Annotated in this window: 16 protein-coding genes; 3 read left to right on the top strand and 13 right to left on the bottom strand. The window is 69.2% G+C overall.

The window, feature by feature from the left end; translation table 11 throughout:
* The first annotated feature begins 84 nt into the window (after positions 1 to 84).
* Positions 85 to 1,368, top strand: coding sequence for a DUF5933 domain-containing protein (locus tag ACFU5V_RS18530; protein ID WP_378435740.1), 1,284 nt, complete (start codon positions 85 to 87; stop codon positions 1,366 to 1,368).
* On the opposite strand, the gene mnhG is transcribed toward ACFU5V_RS18530, so the two are convergent.
* From mnhG to ACFU5V_RS18500, 6 genes are read right to left on the bottom strand one after another with little or no spacing between them, the layout of a single operon-like run.
* Positions 1,337 to 1,675 carry a monovalent cation/H(+) antiporter subunit G gene (mnhG, locus tag ACFU5V_RS18525; RefSeq protein ID WP_005264391.1) on the bottom strand — a complete coding sequence of 113 codons (339 nt, stop codon included), beginning with the start codon at positions 1,673 to 1,675 and terminating at the stop codon, positions 1,337 to 1,339. The genes ACFU5V_RS18530 and mnhG overlap by 32 nt on opposite strands.
* Positions 1,672 to 1,932, bottom strand: a complete 261-nt coding sequence (locus ACFU5V_RS18520; protein ID WP_005251754.1) for a monovalent cation/H+ antiporter complex subunit F — start codon at positions 1,930 to 1,932, stop codon at positions 1,672 to 1,674. The genes mnhG and ACFU5V_RS18520 overlap by 4 nt, the downstream gene beginning before the upstream one ends.
* Positions 1,929 to 2,501 (bottom strand): Na+/H+ antiporter subunit E, encoded by a 573-nt coding sequence (locus tag ACFU5V_RS18515; protein WP_378701080.1) that lies wholly within the window; start codon positions 2,499 to 2,501, stop codon positions 1,929 to 1,931. The genes ACFU5V_RS18520 and ACFU5V_RS18515 overlap by 4 nt, the downstream gene beginning before the upstream one ends.
* A complete protein-coding gene (locus tag ACFU5V_RS18510; RefSeq protein WP_378435736.1) occupies positions 2,498 to 4,120 on the bottom strand; it encodes a Na+/H+ antiporter subunit D in 1,623 nt (540 codons plus the stop codon). Before ACFU5V_RS18510 ends, ACFU5V_RS18515 begins: the two co-directional genes overlap by 4 nt.
* The gene (locus tag ACFU5V_RS18505) at positions 4,117 to 4,686 is read right to left on the bottom strand and encodes a Na(+)/H(+) antiporter subunit C (protein ID WP_378701078.1); all 570 of its coding nucleotides are present in this window, start codon (positions 4,684 to 4,686) and stop codon (positions 4,117 to 4,119) included. Before ACFU5V_RS18505 ends, ACFU5V_RS18510 begins: the two co-directional genes overlap by 4 nt.
* Positions 4,686 to 7,517: a Na+/H+ antiporter subunit A gene (locus ACFU5V_RS18500; protein WP_378435733.1), complete on the bottom strand. Its 2,832-nt coding sequence runs from the start codon at positions 7,515 to 7,517 to the stop codon at positions 4,686 to 4,688. The genes ACFU5V_RS18505 and ACFU5V_RS18500 overlap by 1 nt, the downstream gene beginning before the upstream one ends.
* 201 nt (positions 7,518 to 7,718) lie before the next feature.
* Here ACFU5V_RS18500 and ACFU5V_RS18495 point away from each other — a divergent pair, with 201 nt between their 5' ends.
* A complete protein-coding gene (locus ACFU5V_RS18495) occupies positions 7,719 to 8,129 on the top strand; it encodes an NUDIX domain-containing protein (protein WP_244163738.1) in 411 nt (136 codons plus the stop codon).
* On the opposite strand, the gene ACFU5V_RS18490 is transcribed toward ACFU5V_RS18495, so the two are convergent.
* Complete coding sequence (locus tag ACFU5V_RS18490) at positions 8,126 to 9,478, bottom strand: hypothetical protein (RefSeq protein WP_378701076.1); 1,353 nt, start codon at positions 9,476 to 9,478, stop codon at positions 8,126 to 8,128. The genes ACFU5V_RS18495 and ACFU5V_RS18490 overlap by 4 nt on opposite strands.
* A 134-nt stretch (positions 9,479 to 9,612) precedes the next feature.
* On the opposite strand from ACFU5V_RS18490, the gene ACFU5V_RS18485 reads away from it, so the two are divergent.
* On the top strand, positions 9,613 to 10,365 hold the full coding sequence (locus ACFU5V_RS18485; RefSeq protein WP_072948457.1) for an isocitrate lyase/phosphoenolpyruvate mutase family protein: 753 nt from the start codon (positions 9,613 to 9,615) through the stop codon (positions 10,363 to 10,365).
* Between the two features lie 39 nt (positions 10,366 to 10,404).
* On the opposite strand, the gene ACFU5V_RS18480 is transcribed toward ACFU5V_RS18485, so the two are convergent.
* The 6 genes from ACFU5V_RS18480 to ACFU5V_RS18455 form a co-directional block, all read right to left on the bottom strand.
* Positions 10,405 to 12,588 carry an AAA family ATPase gene (locus tag ACFU5V_RS18480; RefSeq protein WP_378701074.1) on the bottom strand — a complete coding sequence of 728 codons (2,184 nt, stop codon included), beginning with the start codon at positions 12,586 to 12,588 and terminating at the stop codon, positions 10,405 to 10,407.
* A gap of 27 nt (positions 12,589 to 12,615) precedes the next feature.
* Complete coding sequence (gene pssA, locus ACFU5V_RS18475; RefSeq protein WP_378436644.1) at positions 12,616 to 13,479, bottom strand: CDP-diacylglycerol--serine O-phosphatidyltransferase; 864 nt, start codon at positions 13,477 to 13,479, stop codon at positions 12,616 to 12,618.
* On the bottom strand, positions 13,476 to 14,189 hold the full coding sequence (locus ACFU5V_RS18470; RefSeq protein ID WP_378436642.1) for a phosphatidylserine decarboxylase: 714 nt from the start codon (positions 14,187 to 14,189) through the stop codon (positions 13,476 to 13,478). The genes pssA and ACFU5V_RS18470 overlap by 4 nt, the downstream gene beginning before the upstream one ends.
* Before the next feature lie 63 nt (positions 14,190 to 14,252).
* Positions 14,253 to 15,290 carry a MerR family transcriptional regulator gene (locus ACFU5V_RS18465; protein WP_378701072.1) on the bottom strand — a complete coding sequence of 346 codons (1,038 nt, stop codon included), beginning with the start codon at positions 15,288 to 15,290 and terminating at the stop codon, positions 14,253 to 14,255.
* Complete coding sequence (locus ACFU5V_RS18460) at positions 15,265 to 15,786, bottom strand: hypothetical protein (RefSeq protein WP_378436637.1); 522 nt, start codon at positions 15,784 to 15,786, stop codon at positions 15,265 to 15,267. Before ACFU5V_RS18460 ends, ACFU5V_RS18465 begins: the two co-directional genes overlap by 26 nt.
* A 34-nt stretch (positions 15,787 to 15,820) precedes the next feature.
* Positions 15,821 to 16,276 carry an SRPBCC family protein gene (locus ACFU5V_RS18455; protein WP_378436635.1) on the bottom strand — a complete coding sequence of 152 codons (456 nt, stop codon included), beginning with the start codon at positions 16,274 to 16,276 and terminating at the stop codon, positions 15,821 to 15,823.
* Between the last annotated feature and the right edge of the window lie 381 nt (positions 16,277 to 16,657).

Raw genomic sequence — 16,657 nt, 5'->3', positions numbered from 1 at the left:
CGTTCACGTGTTGTTTACACTTGGCGGGTGTCGATCGACGATGTTGCCGTTGTACGGCCGGGTGGGCCCGTCGATCGTTCCCGCATGTTCGTTGCGGGCGGGGCGCTCGGGGTGGCGATCCTGCTGGTCGTGGTTCAGTCGGTCGCGTCCGTCCAGGGTTTCCCGGGTCCCCTGGAGAGCCTGTTCCGTGACTACGTCCTGACCCCCAAGTCGGCGTCCGTTCCGTGGGCCGGTCTCGCGCTCGCGATGGTCGGGCTCACCAACCGGCAACGGGTCGTCGCGCTGTCCGCGGCGGCGGGCATCGACGTGGTGGTCGCCGCTGTGCGCTACCTGTCGGGTGGCCCGCTGACGGTCGGGAACGGCGCCACGTGGGTGCTCACGGCGATCGGTGTCCACGCCGCGGTCCGGTGGACCGGCGAGCAGCGGCGCAGCGCCCTGAAAGGTGTCGGGCTGGGTGCGCTGCTGATTCTCGCGACCAAGTTCGGCGACGCCTGGCTGCAGGTCACGATCATGGCCGGGCCGATGGTCCTCGACGAATTCGCCCAGCTCGCGGATCATGCGCTGGGAAGCCCGTCGTGGCACATGGGTCGGTTCGTCGACGCGCTCGGTCCCGTCGGTTACGGCATCCTGCACTGGGTCTACATCGAACTGCCGGTCGCGGCGATCGCGGTGGCCGTCTACCAGTTGCGGAACGGATGGCCCTCGCACTACCTGGTGCGCACGTTCCTGCTGATCGGTCTCGTCGGTCCCGTGTTCTACGTGCTGTTCCCCGTGGTCGGTCCGATCTTCGCCTTCGGCACCGAAGGGCAGGGGTTCCAGGTCAGCGACTACTGGCCGAACCTGGTCCCGGCACCCGACTTCGCGCCCGAACCCCTGCCGTTCGATTCGACGACCCCGCGCAACTGCATGCCGAGCCTGCACACGGCGTGGGCCCTCGCGTTGTTCATCCATTCCCGGCAGGGCGCCTGGTGGCTGCGGCTCGGCGGCACGTTCTGGCTGGTGTGCACACTGACTGCGACCCTCGGGTTCGGCTACCACTACGGCGTCGACCTGGTCGCCGGAGCCGTCCTGTGCCTGACCATCGAGTCCGCGCTCCGCGACCCCGAACGGGGATGGGGCTGGTTCCGGGTCCGCCTCGTCGGCGGCGGCGCACTGGTGCTGGCGGGACTGCTGCTCAGCTACCGCTACCTGGCGGTGCCGATGGGCCGATTCCCTGAGGTGTCCGGCCCGCTCGTTCTCGGTGTCCTCGCCGCGATGATTCTCGGCTTCTATGCGACGTTCTTCGCCCGGCCCGACACCGCGCTAGCCCGGTGGGGCAGCGGCGCGAAGACGGCGGTCACGGACGTTCTGGTGGCTCCAACTCGTTGATCATCAGCAGCCCGTCCTGATCGCGCTGCTCCCGGTACGCCACCCGGCCGACGCTGTGCGCGATGACCGGCGCGGTGAACAGGGTGAAGATGCCGACGAGGATCAGCATCCAGATGTCGACGTTGCCGCGCAGTTCGAGGACGGCACCCGCGAGCACCATGATGAGACCGACCACCTGCGGTTTGGTGGCGGCGTGCATGCGGCGCAGGGTGTCGGGGAAACGGACGATGGCGATGGCGGCCGTCAGTGCGAGCAGCGACCCGCACAACATGAGGGTGGCCCCGATGACGTTCAGCACGGTGGTCACGACTTGTCACTCACCCGGAACCGGGCCACCGACACCGAGCCGATGAACCCCACCAGCGACAACGCGACGATGGCGGGCACGATCGTCGTGTCGCCGGTGTACGCCGCCCACACGGCGAGTCCGCACATCGCGAGCGCGATCAGGGTGTCGAGGGCGACGAGACGATCGAGCGAGTTCGGACCGTCGAGCAGCCGGAACGTCGTCAGCACCCCGGCGACGACCAGGATAATCCCGGATATGACCGATACGACTGTCATGAACTGCCCTCCTGAGCGGGGTCGTCGTACTGCTGGTCGCGGTTGTGCCACGGGCTCGGTTTCCAGTCGGAGTCCCGTTCGAACGCCTCGACGAACAACCGTTCCAGCTGCGCGACGGTGCGGTAGAACTGGCTGACCGCCTTCTGCGAGCCCATGTCCAGGACGTGGACGTACACGATCCGCCGGACCTGGTCGATCTCGAGGACCATGGTGCCCGGGATGAGGTTCAGCACGTCGATGCACAGGGTCAGCACGAGGTCCGACTTGATCCCCAACTGGTATCGCAGGACGCCGGTGACGGGCGGCGGCCCGGGCCGGAGTGCGAGCCACGCGATCTGGAGGCTCGACTGGAGCGAGTAGTACACGAACATCACGGCCAGCCGCAGCAGTGGCAGGACGTGTACCCGGCCCTCCACGGGCACCCGCGGCAGCGGCATGAGCACCATGATGATCGCGCCGACGGCGAGTCCGCCGAGGATGTTGCCCCAGCTGACGTTGCCCCACAACAGGATCCACACCGACATCAGCCACAGCAACGCGCCGAACTGGAGAATTCTCTCGCGTTTCATCGCGGTGCCTCCTGCGCTTCGCCGCCGGGATGACCGCCGAGGACGGCGTCGATGTAGATGGACCGGTTCTGCAGGTCGCTCGCCGCGCGATCGCTGATCTGGATGATCTGACCGGCGAACACCGTCATCGCCAGCCCGACGGCGACGAGGGCGACGGTGGGGATCAGCATCATCGCGGGGATCCGGCCCACGTCGGCGCGGTCGTCGAACGCGATGTCGGCCTCGGACTCGTCGAGTAGCGCCGACGGGCTGACGTCCGCGAGGTCGCCCTCGGGGGCGTCGGCGCGGGCCCGCCAGAACGCCTTGGTCCACACGCGTGCGACGACGTACAGGGTGAGGAGGCTGGTGACGGTTCCGCCTGCGACGAGGGTCCACGCCAGCACGCTCGCGTCCGCCGAGCCGGCCTGCAACAACGCGACCTTGCCGATGAACCCGGAGAACGGGGGAATGCCGCCGAGGTTGAGGGCTGGAATGAGGAACACGATGGCCAGGACGGGGCTGGCCGCGGCGAGCCCGCCGAGACGCCGCAGCGACGACGACCCGGCCTGGCGTTCGATGAGACCGACCACCAGGAACAAGGTGGTCTGCACGAGGATGTGGTGGGCCACGTAGTAGATGGCACCCGAGAGCCCCGACTGCGTGGACAGCGCGACCCCGAACACCATGTATCCGATGTGGCTGACCAGGGTGAAGGACAGCAGCCGTTTGATGTCGCTCTGCGCGATCGCACCGAGGATCCCGACGAGCATCGTCAGCAGGCCGCAGACCATCAGCACGTTGTCGAGTTCGCCCTCCGGGAAGAGCAGCGTGTGCGCGCGGATGATCGCGTACACACCCACCTTGGTGAGCAGGCCGGCGAACACGGCGGTGACCGGGGCCGGCGCGGTGGGGTAGGAGTCGGGCAGCCACGTCGACAGCGGGAACACCGCGGCCTTGATGCCGAACGCCACGAGCAGCACGCCGAAGATGGCGGTGCGGGTGCCGGACGGGATGCCGTCGAGGCGGGTGGCCATGTCGGCGAGGTTGAGGGTGCCGGTGGCCGCGTAGGCGAACGCGATGCCCGCCAGGAAGATCAGCGACGACACCATCGACACCATCACGTACGACACACCCGCGCGGACGCGGTCGGCGCTCGCGCCCAGTGTGAGCAGCACGAAACTGGCGGCGAGGAGGACCTCGAAACCGACGTACAGATTGAACAGGTCGCCCGCGAGGAACGCGTTGGAGATGCCCGCCGTCAGCGCCAGATACGTCGGCAGGAAGATCGAGACGGGCTGGTCCTCACTGCCGTCGCGGATACCCTGACCCACGGCGTACGCCATGACGGCGAGCAGCACGATCGACGAGACCACCAGCATCATCGCGGACAGCCGGTCGACCACCAGCGTGATGCCGATCGGCGAGTCCCAGCCACCCACCTGAACGGCCGTCGTGCCGTCGCGATCGGCGAGGAACAGCAGCAGTCCCGACACGACGAGGACGCCGATCAACGCGACGAGCGTGATGATCCGCTGGGCCCGCGGACGCCGGCCGAGCACCAGCGTGGCCGCGGCGGCGAGCATCGGGACGAGGACGGGCAGCGGCGCGAGCGCCGTGATGACGTTCGGGGAAATGGTCACGACTTCTCCCCGATCCCGGCCTTGTCGATGTCCTCGTCGTCGTCGAAGTCACCCTCGTGCAGGTCTTCGTAGCATTCGAGGTCTTCGAGGTTCTTCAGTTCGTCCAGGGGAATGGGGTTTCCGTCCTTGTCGAAGGCGTCGCCGCTGAAACTCGGCTCGCCGGTGACCGGGTCGTCGGAGCGGTCGCGGTCCGGGGCCTCGGCGGGCGACCGGCGCCGCAGGACCTTGGTGTCCTCGGGGTCGTTCTCGACGGCGTCCTGCGTGGTGATCTTGAACGACCGGTACGCGAGCGCGAGCACGAAACCGGCGATACCCATCGTGATGACGATCGCCGTCAGGATCATCGCCTGAGCCAGCGGGTCGGCCATCGACTCGTGAATGGACTCGCGGCCGACGATCGGCGGATTGCCGTCCGGACCACCGGACGTGAGGATGAGAAGGTTGATGCCGTTGCCGAACAGCAGCAACCCCAGCAGCATGCGGGTGATGCTGCGTTCGATGAGCAGGTAGACGCCGGCCGACACGAGGACGCCGATGATGACGAGAAATCCGAGGTTGGCGCTCATTACTGGTTCACCTCGACCTGTGCGTCGAGACGTGCCCCGAGACTGCGGAGTACGTCGAGTACGAGTCCGACCACGATGAGGTACACACCCAGGTCGAAGAACAGTGCGGTGACCATCTTGACGTGACCGATCACCGGCAGCGTCACCTCGAACACCGCGGACGACAGCGCGGGGGCGCCGAGGAACAGCGACGCCAGCGCGGTACCCGCGGCGAGCGTGAGCCCGAGCCCCAGGATCTTGCCCGCGTCGATCGGAACGGTCTCGCCGAGTTCGTACCGCCCGCCCGCGAGGTAGCGCAGGACCAGCGCCAGACCGGCGGTGAGGCCGCCGGCGAAACCGCCGCCGGGTGCGTTGTGGCCGGCGAAGAAGAAGTACACCGACAGCACCATGATGGTCGGGAAGATCAGCCGGGTCGTCACCTCGAGGACCAGTGACCGGTGTTTCGGATCGATGAGGTCGCCGCCGAGCAGCCACGTGGTCTCGGAATGCGAGGCCGAAGAATCGGCCGTGACCGCGGGGGCGTCGGCCACCCTGGGGGCGCTGCCGAAGCGGCGGTTCCGGAACACCAGGCTCGCGACACCGGTGGCCGCGACGAGCAGCACCGAGATCTCGCCGAGGGTGTCCCACGCGCGGATGTCGACGAGCAGGACGTTGACCACGTTCTTGCCGTTGCCGAGGTAGTACGCCGCGTCGGGGAGTCGCTCGTAGATCGGCACCGAGTTCCGCGCGTTGATGGCGTACGCGCCGATCGTGGTGATGGTGGCACCGACGGCGACCGCCAGCATCGCCCGCGGAATCTTGAATCCGATTGCCCGGCGCTCGTCCACCTCGGCGGGCAGCTTGCGGAACACGAGGACGAAGATGACGAGGGTCAGCGTCTCCACCAGGAACTGGGTGAGCGCCAGGTCGGGGGCGCCGTGCAGAGCGAACAGCACACCGCACCCGTAGCCGCTGAGACCGACGAGGATCACGCTGGCCAGACGGTTGCGCATCACCGTCGCCGCGAGCGCGGCCGCGACCATCATCAGACCGATCACGAACTGCACCGGCGAATCCCACAGGCGGACGTCGGCGCCGGTGTCGGTGCCGACGACGAGGAGCACCAGCGGCACCAGCACCAGGGTGCCGAGGATGGTCGCCTGGGTCAGCGGCAGCGAACCGCGCTGGGTGGCGCCGGTCAGCCGCATTGACAGGGCGTCCATGCCGCGCAGCGTCGCGTCGTAGATGCGGTCGGCGTTGCCGAGCGGCGGATGCTCGAACCGCAACCGGTTGACCCAGCGCTGCGCCACGAAGAGCGCGGTGCCGACGGCGAAGACGAGCAGTGTGAGCAGCAGCGCCGTGTTGACGCCGTGCCACAGCGCGAGGTGGTAGTCGGCGGCGGCCTCCGCCGGCAATGTGCGCGAGTACGGCGTCAGCAGCTTCTCGAGCTGCGGCGCCGCCAGTCCCGCCGCGAGGCTCAGCACCGCGAGGACGGCGGGTGCGGCGAGGAACAGCGGTCCGGGTGCGTGCATACCCTGCACGGCGGGGCTCGGCCGCGCGAGCCGCTTGCGGCCGAACGCGCCCCACATGAAGCGCACGCTGTAGGCGAGCGTCAGGATCGAACCCAGCACCACGACGCCGACGGTGGCGATCCGCGCCGGATCGGCGAGCACGGTCGTGCTCAGCAGGGAGTCGAAAGCGGCTTCCTTGCCGACGAACCCGAGGAACGGCGGAAGTCCGGCCATGCTGGCCGCTGCCAGCGCGGCGAACACCATCAGCGCCGGCGCGCGATTGCCGAGGTGCGCGAGTTTGCGGATGTCGCGGGTCCCCGTCGTGTGGTCGATGATGCCGACCACCATGAACAGTGCCGCCTTGAACATCGCGTGCGCGACGACCATCGTCATGCCGGCGAGCGCGGCATCGCGGGTGCCGAGACCAACCAGCACCATCATGAAGCCGAGTTGGCTGACGGTGCCGAACGCGAGCACCAGTTTGAGGTCGAACGCGCGCATCGCCCGCCACCCGGCGAGGACCATCGTCAGCAGGCCGAGAGTGATGATCGTGAACCGCCAGGGTGCCGCGTCGGCGAAACCCGGCGACAGCCTGGCCACGAGATAGATGCCCGCCTTCACCATCGCCGCGGCGTGCAGATAGCCGCTGACCGGGGTCGGGGCGGCCATCGCGCCGGGCAACCAGAAGTGCAGCGGGACGATCGCCGATTTCGACAGCGCACCGATGAGGACCAGCACGACACCGACACCGGCGAGCCAGCCGCGGGGTGCGACCTCGATCAGTTCGGACAGGTTGTACGTGCCACTCACCTGGCCGAGGATGATGATGCCGACGAGCATGGCCAGACCACCCGCGGTCGTGACGAGCAGGGCCTGCGTCGCGGCGCGGCGGCTCGAGGCGCGTTCGGCGTAATGCCCGACCAGCAGGAACGACAGGACCGTCGTCAGCTCCCAGAAGATGTACAGCAGCAACATGTTGTCGCTCGCGACGAGCCCGAACATGGCCCCGGCGAACGCCACCATCTCGGCGGCGAAGATGCCGAGACGGGGTTCGTCGTCGGTGAAGTAGCGGGCGCAGTAGACCAGGATCAGCGTGCCGATGCCCAGCACCAGCACCGACATGATCGCGGCGAGCGGATCGAACCAGAAGTCGAGGTCCATCGACAGACCCGGTGCCCACTCGACGGACACGGTCTGTTCCGTGCCCCAGTTCGCGATCACCCATCCGAGTGACGCCAGCGGGACGAGGGAGAGGGGATAGAAACCGTTGCGGCCGAACTGGCGCACCACAAGCGGAGCCAAAACGGCGGCAACGGCATGGGCGAGCAGAACAGCAAGCAAAAGGCACTCCGTCGGGGGTCAGCGGGCGGCGGGGTGTCGGAACGAAACGAACCGAGTCGTGTAGACCGTTCGCTTAGCTAGCGAACTGGGCTACGTGTACATCCTACTGGGTCGGTTATTCGGACCCACAATCGCGGCAAATCGGACTATTGGGGCGCACTGTGTTATGGGCGGGTGCCCCGGCTGATCTATCTTGGGTCGGTGCCAGCCGAGATTCGAACCGCCGCGCTCGCCCACATCCGTGACCGCAAACTCCTCCAGACGCGTTCGGCGGGGAAGACCGCGTTCTACATGGCAGGCGGCAAGATCGACCCGGGCGAGAACGCCGAACAGGCTCTGCACCGCGAGATCCGGGAAGAACTCGACGCCGGAATCGTCGACGGGACGCTCGAACGTCTGGGGGTCTTCGAGGCGCCCGCGTACGGACATCCCGAGGGCACGGACCTGCACATGACCTGTTTCCTCGCCGAACTCAGCACCGAGCCGCGGCCGACGAGCGAGATCGCCGAACTGCGCTACTTCACCGTCGACGAGTACGCGGCGATGCCCGACGTCGCGCCCGGCTCGATGCTCGTGTTCCGCCGACTGCAGTCGCTCGGCCTCCTCGACTAGGTGAGTGGCGCGGTGCCCTCCGCCGCACTGTGGCGCTCACGGAGCGAGTAGACGCAGAACGCGACGACGAGCAGCATCGCGACACCGGCGAGATGGTCGGACGCGGCGGTCGAGGCCGGCGACGACGGCAGACGGTGTTCGCTCGGCGCTCCCGAGTAGACCACCCGGCTGCGGGGGACCGTCGTCGCCGCGACGAACACCAGCGACGCGAACGGCAGCGCCAGACCGAGCACCGCGACCGGCGCAGAACCCGGCAGCGCGGAGGCGAGCGCGAAACCCGTGCCGCCGCCCAGGACCGCCAGGCGGAGCAGGAGCGCGACGCCGTCGTCGCCGAAGTCCGGCGAGATGGTCGCGACCAGCGGAACGACGGCGGCGAGACACAGGCCCCACGCCGGCCGACGCCACTTCGGCGGAACCCTGACCGCCACCGCCATTCCCGCGGCGAGGGCGACGACGCCGACCGCCAGCAACGCGGGCGCGGGCGTCGTCACCCGCGGGGTCCGGAGGTCGTCGAGGACGAGCACGGACGCGGCGGTGACCCCCGTCGCCGCCACCAGGAAATGTCCGTCGATGCCGGGGAACCGGCGCGCGATCAGCACCGTGGCCCCCAGGATCACGGCCAGCGAGAACGCCACGATCAGCCAGACCGTGAGGGGTTCGCCGAATTCCTGATCGTCGATCCACGCCCCGAGCAGCCGGTTGAGCAGCGCGAGCCCCAGGGCTCCGACCAGCGCGGTCAGCAAGGTCTTCCGTTCGGGGCGTTGCACCCGGAACTGCGACCGTGCCACCACCGCCGACGCGAGCGCGAACACGAGAACACCGATCAGCAGCCACAGTGGGGGTTCGCCGATCGCCGAGGTGCTCATGCTCGCGGGCTCCACATACGCGGTGTCGCCGCGCGGCAGTTTCTGCACACTTGCGAGGAGGAACGCGCCCGCGACCCCCAGGGTCAGGGCCAGCTGCGAACCCCAGCGACCCCATACCGCCGCGACCGCCGCGCCCAGCAGGAACCCGGCCGTCGCGGTCTTGGCGAAGTGCAGGGCGATCAACGTGTCGACGCCCCCGGCGTCCGGCACCGCCCACCGCGCGCCGATCAGGACGACCGCGCACACCGCGGCCAGGAGCCACGACGCCCGGCGGGAGCCGGACCGTTGCAGACCGCCCACCGAGATGACGGCGAGAACCAGGGCCACCACCACACCCGTCGGCTGGCTGCTGATCCACCGGTCGATCTCGCGATCGGACGCGTTGATCGTCCATGCCCGGTTGCGGGGATTGGTGAGGACGAACCCGGCCAGTGCGCCGGACGCGAGAGCAGCCGCGGCCGACAGGGGTTCCCGGAAGTCCATTTTTTCACGGTACTCGAGCGGGAAGGATTCACGGTACTCGAGCGGTAAGGAATGGAAACGGCGAACCGCGCGTTGGCACCGAAGGCGTGCCCGAGAACGACTCCGATCGAATACCCCGAGGCGAGGAGCCCCCTATGACGTCGATCAACGAGAAGGCCACCACCCTGCTGGAGCTGCACCGGCCCGGCAACCCCGTCATCCTGCCCACCGTGTGGGATGCGTGGTCCGCGAATCTGGCTGTGTCCGCCGGGTTTCAGGCGCTGACGGTCGGAAGCCACCCGGTGTCCGACTCGATCGGCAAGCCCGACAACGAGGGGATCACGTTCGACGAGCTGCTGCACCGCATCTCGCAGATCACCGCCGCGGTGGAGCTGCCGCTGTCGGTCGACATCGAATCCGGCTACGGGCTCGAGCCCGCCCGGCTCATCGAGGGACTGATCGGTGCGGGCGCGGTGGGTCTGAACATCGAGGACACGGTCCACAGCGAGGGCGGACGCCTCCGCGAGCCGCAGGAGCACGCCGACTTCGTCGGAGGGTTGCGGCAGGCCGCCGACGCCGCCGGGGTCCATGTGGTCGTGAACGCGCGGACAGATCTGTTCGTGAAGCAGGTCGGCGACGAGTCCGACCGTGTCGACCGCGCGATCGCGCGACTGAAGCTCGCCGCCGAGGCCGGAGCCGACGTGCTCTACCCCGTCGGCCGTCACGACGACGCCACCCAGAAGCGGCTCACGTCGGAGCTGCCGTTGCCCGTCAACGCGATCGGGCTGCCCGATCAGGACGATCCGGCGAGCTTCGGACCGCTCGGCGTCGCGCGGGTGAGTTTCGGCCCGTTCTTTCAGGCCGCGCTCGCCGCACACGCGGCCACCCTGCTCGGCCGCTGGTCCTGACCCGTGAGTACTTGTTAACCGCGGGCGGTTAACAAGTACTCACGGGCGCGACAGCGCATAGGCCTTCAGGTGCGCCACTTGCTCGGGATCGAGTGAGGGGCGCACCTTTTCGCGTGCCTCGGCCACGTCGGCCGCGGTGACGTCGGCGGCGTCGATGTTCCGGCGCATCGCGGCCAGCGCGGCTTCGCGCAGCAACGCCGAGCAGTCGGCGGCCGAGTAGCCGTCGAGATCGTCCGCCAGGGTGTCGAGGTCGACGTCGTCGGCGAGCGGGACCGCCTTCCCGGACGTCCGGAGGATCGCGCGGCGGGCGTCGCCGTCCGGCGGCGGCACGAACACCAGCCGCTCGAGGCGGCCGGGGCGCAGCAACGCCGGGTCGATGAGGTCGGGCCGGTTGGTGGCGCCGACGACCACCACGTCGCGCAGCGGTTCGACACCGTCGAGTTCGGTGAGCAGTGCTGCGACCACCCGATCGGCCACCCCGGAATCGGAACTCTGGCCGCGGCGCGGCGCGAGAGCGTCCACCTCGTCGAGGAAGATCAGCGACGGGGCCGAATCCCGTGCCCGCTGGAACAGTTCGCGGACCGCCTTCTCGGACGCGCCCACCCACTTGTCCATCAGTTCGGCGCCCTTGACGGCGTGCACACTGAGATGGCCCGAACTGGCCAGCGCCCGAACGAGATACGTCTTGCCGCAGCCGGGCGGGCCGTAGAGCAGCACGCCGCGCGGGGGATCGACTCCCAGCCGGGCGAACGAATCCGGATGCTGCAACGGCCACAGCACCGCCTCGGTCAGGGCCTGCTTGGTCTCCACCATGTCCCCGACATCGTCGAGGGTGACGCTGCCGATCGCGAGTTCCTCGCTACCCGACCGCGACAGTGGGCGGATGACGTCGAGCGCGCCGAGGAGGTCGTCCTGGGTGAGCGCCGGCTCGACGGGTTTCCTGGCCGCGCGGGACGCGGCCCGCAGGGCGGCTTCCCGGCACAGCGCGGCGAGGTCGGCGACGACGAACCCGGGTGTGCGGGCCGCGATCGCGTCGAGGGCGATGCCGTCGCTGGGGACCTTCCGCAGGAGCAGTTCCAGCAGGGCCCGGCGGGTGGAGCCGTCGGGCAGGGTGAGGGCGAGTTCGCGGTCGCACAGGTCCTGCCCGCGCAGCCGGGTGTCGACCGACTCCGGGTGCGCCGACGTCGCGACGAACGCGACCCCGACGGTCTCGACGGCGCCGCGAAGTTGTTCGACGATCAGCGCCGACACCGGTTCCGGGGTGGACGGCAGCAGGGCGTCGATGTCGGTGATCAACAGGACCCCGCCGCCGCGGACCGCCTCGACGGCCGCGGTGACCCGCTGCAGCCGGGATCCCGCTTCGAGCGCGCCGGCACTCGGCCCGTCGAGTTCGACCATCCGCCGGGACGCGAGAACCGAACGGGCGAGCGTCGCCTTCCCGACACCGGCGGGCCCGGTCACGAGCACGCCCAGATGGGGTGAGGCGCCGAGGGTGCGGAGCAGTTCGGGTTCGTCGAGCGCCAACCCGAGCCACTCGGTGAGTTTCGCCGCCTGGGTGTGGGCGCCGACCAGGTCCTCGACCGGGACCGGGGGCACGTCCTCGGCGGGCCGGACGGGCGGCGCGGGCAGCCGCGACGGGGGCGCGGTCACCGTCGCGCGCACACCCTCACCCCACCCGACCGCGGTGTTGGGTTGCACGCTCACCGGACCACCGGCCGGGTCGACCCCGGTCACGGTGAGCAGTTCGGACGTCCAGGCGACCCCGAACGTCCGGGACAGGGCCTGTGTCGCGGGGGCGGTGCTGGTTCCGGGGCCGAGGTCGCGGGGCAGCAGCGACACCGTGTCGCCGACCGTGAGGACCTTGCCGAGCAGGGCATGACGCAGGGTGACGTCGGAGACGGAGTTGACGGCCAGATTCGAGCCGCTGACCGTCACCGTCTTCCCGCCGTACACCGTCACCGGTGTCACGACGACGGTGCTGTTCTCGGACAGCCCGGCGTTGGACAGAGTGACGTCGTCGAGGAGTGCGGTCCCGGTGGGAGTTCCGGCGGGTGCGCGGCCGGCGACGGCGGCGGTGCGGCGCGCACCGATCAGGGCGATCGCGTCCCACTCGCGCAGACCGAGCGCGGCGAGGGCTTCCGGATGCAGCCGGACCACGCCGCGCCGGGTGTCGGCGGCCGAGGTGTTCAGTCGGACTGTGAGCGCGAGTTCCGGTGAGGTCACGCCGTCGAGCCTACGTGCGGGAGCGACCTACCGGGCCCGGGGACGGCGCAGTCCGAGCCGTGCCGCGGACCGCCTGCCGCGGGCGTCGGGCTGACGCCGGATGGCCCGTCGCTCGGACGGCTTGATGTCCCACGTCTCGGGCCGCGCGGCCACCCACCGCTTCGAGTGGACGGCGAACGGAATGTGCCCGAGGTACACCGCGACGAGGACGATCAGCAGGATGTACGGGTAGGTGACCAGGGCCGCCGCCGCGAGCGCCACGAGGACGAGCAGACCGGCCGCCATGTGCGGCGGCACGGACACCGTCTTCAGTGCGAGCGTGGGGATCCGGCTGACGATCAGCGCCGCGGAGATCACGGTCCATGCCACGACGACGGGATACGACGACCACCAGCCGTCGCCCCATTGCGCGGCGGCGGCCAGCGGGGTCAGCGCGACCAGCGCACCCGCCGGCGCCGGGACACCCGTGAAGTACTCGTTGGCGTACCCCGGCATGTCGTCCTCGTCGAGGAGCGTGTTGAACCGGGCCAGCCGCAGCACGATGCTCACCGCGTAGATCAGGGCGATGATCCAGCCGAAACTCTGGCCGTCCAGCAGCGTGACATAGAGGACGAGAGCCGGGGCGACGCCGAACGAGATCGAATCGGCGAGCGAATCCAGTTCGGCGCCCATCTTGCTGGTGGCGTCGAGCAGTCGCGCGATCCTCCCGTCGAGCGAGTCGAGGACCGCGGCGGCGCCGATCATGGCCAGCGCCGTTCCCAGATCGCCGTCCAGCGCGAATTTGACGGCGGACAGTCCCGCACACAGCGCGAGGATCGTCACGACACTGGGCAGGAGCCGGACCGCCTGCTGGGGTCGTCCCCTCTTCTGTTTCTTCGCGTTGGCGATCACGGCAGTTGAGCGATGACGGTCTCGGCGCCGATCGTCCGCTGTCCCCGCTCGGCGAGCAGCGTGGTGCCCGCCGGGAAGTACGTGTCGACGCGGGAGCCGAACCGGATCAGGCCGTACGTGTCCCCGATCGGGAGAGTGTCGCCGACCTTGGCGTCGCAGACGATCCGGCGGGCGAGCAGACCGGCGATCTGGACGACGGCGACGTCGTGGCCCTCCGCGGTGTGCAGCAGCATGCTGTTGCGTTCGTTGACCTCGCTGGCGTCGGCGAGGTCGGCTGAGAGGAACTTGCCCGGCCGGTGGACGACCTTTGTCACTTCGCCGCCGACGGGGCTGCGCTGAACGTGCACGTCGAGCACGGACAGGAAGATGCTGACCCGGGGGAGCGGTTCGGTTCCCATGTCGAGTTCGGACGGCGGGACCGCGGAGTCGACGAGCGCGACCTCACCGTCGGCGGGTGCGACTGCGACGCCGACACGGTTCGGCGGAACGCGGTGCGGATGCCGGAAGAAGGCGGCGCAAGCGGCGGCGGAGGTCAGTGCTCCGCGACGGACCCATTTGCGGTTGCGGCCGAGGACGGCCACACCGAGTGGTGCGAGGACGAAGGGCAGCCCGGCCGGGTGCAGGGGCGGAACTGCTCCGCGGACGAGGTCGACGATGTGCCCGACGCTCGTGGCTTGCGGGGTGCCGGGGGGTGTGGGCTTGCGTGCCACGGGCTCCTCTAACTGTGTTCGGACGGACGTGCTGCCTGCGCGCCATCGCGCCGCACCCACAGGTTACGTGAGCGCTTCCGGCTGCAACGGCATCAGGAGAGAGTACGCACTCGCCGGGTCCGGTGTGTGAACGGATCGTGGCCGGATGGCGAGAGGTGTGATGGGTCCACCGACCCGGAACGTCAATTGCTCGCCGGGCAGCGCGTCGACCGCTTCGAGGAGAAAACCGGCGTTCACCTGCACGTGGAAGCGGGCGGTCTGCTCGGCGCCCGGGTGGCCGACGACGATCTCGCCCGACTCGAGAACCCCCAGATCCACCCGGTCGCCCGCGTCCGCGAGGAGTGCGCGCAGGGCCGCCGAGGAGAAGGTCTGCTCGATTCCCGGGTCGCGGGGCGACAGGCTGCGATGGTCGGGGAAGGCGCCGTCGACGAGGTCCGTGGTGAGCTGTTCGCGGCCGCAGCGGAGGGTGACGGAGTCGGCGCCCACGACGACGGTCACCGTGTCGTGGCGGCGCAGCAACCCGGCAGCGTCGTCCAGGAACGTGCACGGGACGACCGCGGAGATCGGCTGGTCCGGTGTTTCGAGGAGGGACGCGGCAGCGACCGCCAGCCGGTAGCGGTCGGTGGTGACGAGCCGCACGACGTCGTGGTCCGATTCGACGAGGCAGCCGCGCAGCACCGGGAACTCCGAGTCCGCGTCGGCGGCGAACCGCACCGCACCGATCGCGGCGAGGAGATCGGCGGTGCGGACGACGACCCTCCGCGTCCCGTCCGATCGGGCGTCGAGCAGGCGGTGAATCCGCGTCAGTTCACGGCGGGCGTCGTCCAGCCCCTGCTCCAGCCGGCCGAGATGCCGGTCGAGAAGTCCGTGGGCGTCGGTGCCGCCCAGCACGGCCGCCATCTCCTTCACCGGCATCCCCACCCGGCGCATCGCGGCGACGAGCACGGCGGCGTCCACCTGCCGGTCGGTGTACCAGCGGTAACCGGTGCGCGGATCGACCGCGTGCGGGGTGAGCACCCCGGCCTTGTCGTAGAACCGCAGTGCGCTGACCGACAGACCTGACGCGCGGGCGAGTTCACCGATGCTGAGCACGGCCCCCACTCTGCCCCGGCGGTCCGACAGTCGCGTCCAGTTCGGCGCGGAGCCGGGTGACGGCGCCGCGGATCATCCGTCCGTAGCCGTCGTCTGCGAGGTGTTCGCAGCTCTGCGCTGCCCGTTCGAGATGGTGGCGTGCCTGGTACGACTGGCCGAGGGCGTGATGAGCGGCCGCCACGTTGAGGTGCAGCGACGGGTAGAAACCCGCGACCGACAGCGACGAGTGATGCTCCCGCGCGCGGTCGTCGGTCAGCGAGTCGGCGGCGCCGAGGGCTCGCAGGTCCCAGCGCAACTCCTCGGCGGGGTCGGTCTGGACGTCCGCCATGTAGTGGGCCAGCGCGACGACGTGCAGCGGGTCCGGCGCGGTGTCGCCGGAGCCCTGGAGGGCGTCCCACACCTCCGCGAAGATGCGACGGGCGCCCTCCCGGTCACCCGCTACCGCCCGTTCCTGCCCCTGCGCGATCCTCGCCATGACGGCGTCCGGTGTGTCCATGAGGGCCACGCTGAGGCCTCGACCAGGTCGAGGGTCAAGCGGACTACTTGCGCTCGGCGGCCGACTTGATCCGGGCGAGGGTGGTGTTCATGCCGTTGACGAGGTCGACCTCGAAGTCCTCGTTGCCGCCGAGGACGGTCTTGACGAGGAACTGCGACACCTTGGACGTGCCGGTCGGGGCTTCGCGGCGCTCGACGACCTTGGTTCCGCTCGCGGTCGGCTCGAGTTCGTACGACCAGATGGTGCGGTTCTCGAGGATCCGGAAGGCGATGGCCTTGTTGGGCTGGAACTTCACGACCTTCGACGTGGTCGGCCACACGAGGAAGCCCTTGCGGTTGATGTTGACGGTTTTCGTGCCCTCCTCGACGACGCCTCCGAGAACGCGCATCTTGCGGCACTGGGGGCTCCATTCGCCCATCCGCTTCAGATCCGAGACGACTGCCCACACGTCTTGCGGGGTCGCGTCGATGTCGATGCTTGCTTCGAGGGTGGTTGCCATCGGCTGTCTCCAGTCAGGGAAGGTGATACGTAAGGTAACAATTACTTTTGCGTCATGGTAGGCCCTGGGGCCGGAGTGCTGTGCGGTAGGTCACTGAAACCGTGCCCGGACCGCAGTTTTCCAGCATTTCCGCGCGCCTCGTCGAAACCGTGTAACCAAAGGGGCACGATGGGCGATGAGTCAATAGTGCGACGAACTGTCGCCGATGCAATGGTGCGAATTGGAAAGTTGTCGAGTCGGTGTTCGGAAGTGATCGGTAGTGAATGTTCATTCGATCCTGCGGTGGGACCGCAGCCCTCTCCCTCTACTCGAATCAGCCCGATTGCAAGGACGTCCGTCCTCGTGGCCGAGTGAAAAGCTCGAACGTCTGATGACGCCACG

Origin of the sequence: Rhodococcus sp. NPDC057529 (assembly GCF_042802055.1) — a bacterium.
Classification (GTDB): Bacteria; Actinomycetota; Actinomycetes; order Mycobacteriales; family Mycobacteriaceae; genus Rhodococcus_F.
The sequence above is the reverse complement of the archived record's forward strand: the minus strand, read 5'-3'. Positions and strand labels throughout refer to the sequence as shown.

Bases quoted from the DNA above. Each gene is read 5' to 3' on its own strand.
- ACFU5V_RS18515 (WP_378701080.1), bottom strand. From the start codon at position 2,501: ATGAAACGCGAGAGAATTCTCCAGTTCGGCGCGTTGCTGTGGCTGATG.
- ACFU5V_RS18520 (WP_005251754.1), bottom strand. From the start codon at position 1,932: ATGACAGTCGTATCGGTCATATCCGGGATTATCCTGGTCGTCGCCGGG.
- ACFU5V_RS18485 (WP_072948457.1), top strand. From the start codon at position 9,613: ATGACGTCGATCAACGAGAAGGCCACCACCCTGCTGGAGCTGCACCGG.
- ACFU5V_RS18490 (WP_378701076.1), bottom strand. From the start codon at position 9,478: ATGGACTTCCGGGAACCCCTGTCGGCCGCGGCTGCTCTCGCGTCCGGC.
- ACFU5V_RS18455 (WP_378436635.1), bottom strand. From the start codon at position 16,276: ATGGCAACCACCCTCGAAGCAAGCATCGACATCGACGCGACCCCGCAA.
- ACFU5V_RS18530 (WP_378435740.1), top strand. From the start codon at position 85: ATGTTCGTTGCGGGCGGGGCGCTCGGGGTGGCGATCCTGCTGGTCGTG.
- ACFU5V_RS18505 (WP_378701078.1), bottom strand. From the start codon at position 4,686: ATGAGCGCCAACCTCGGATTTCTCGTCATCATCGGCGTCCTCGTGTCG.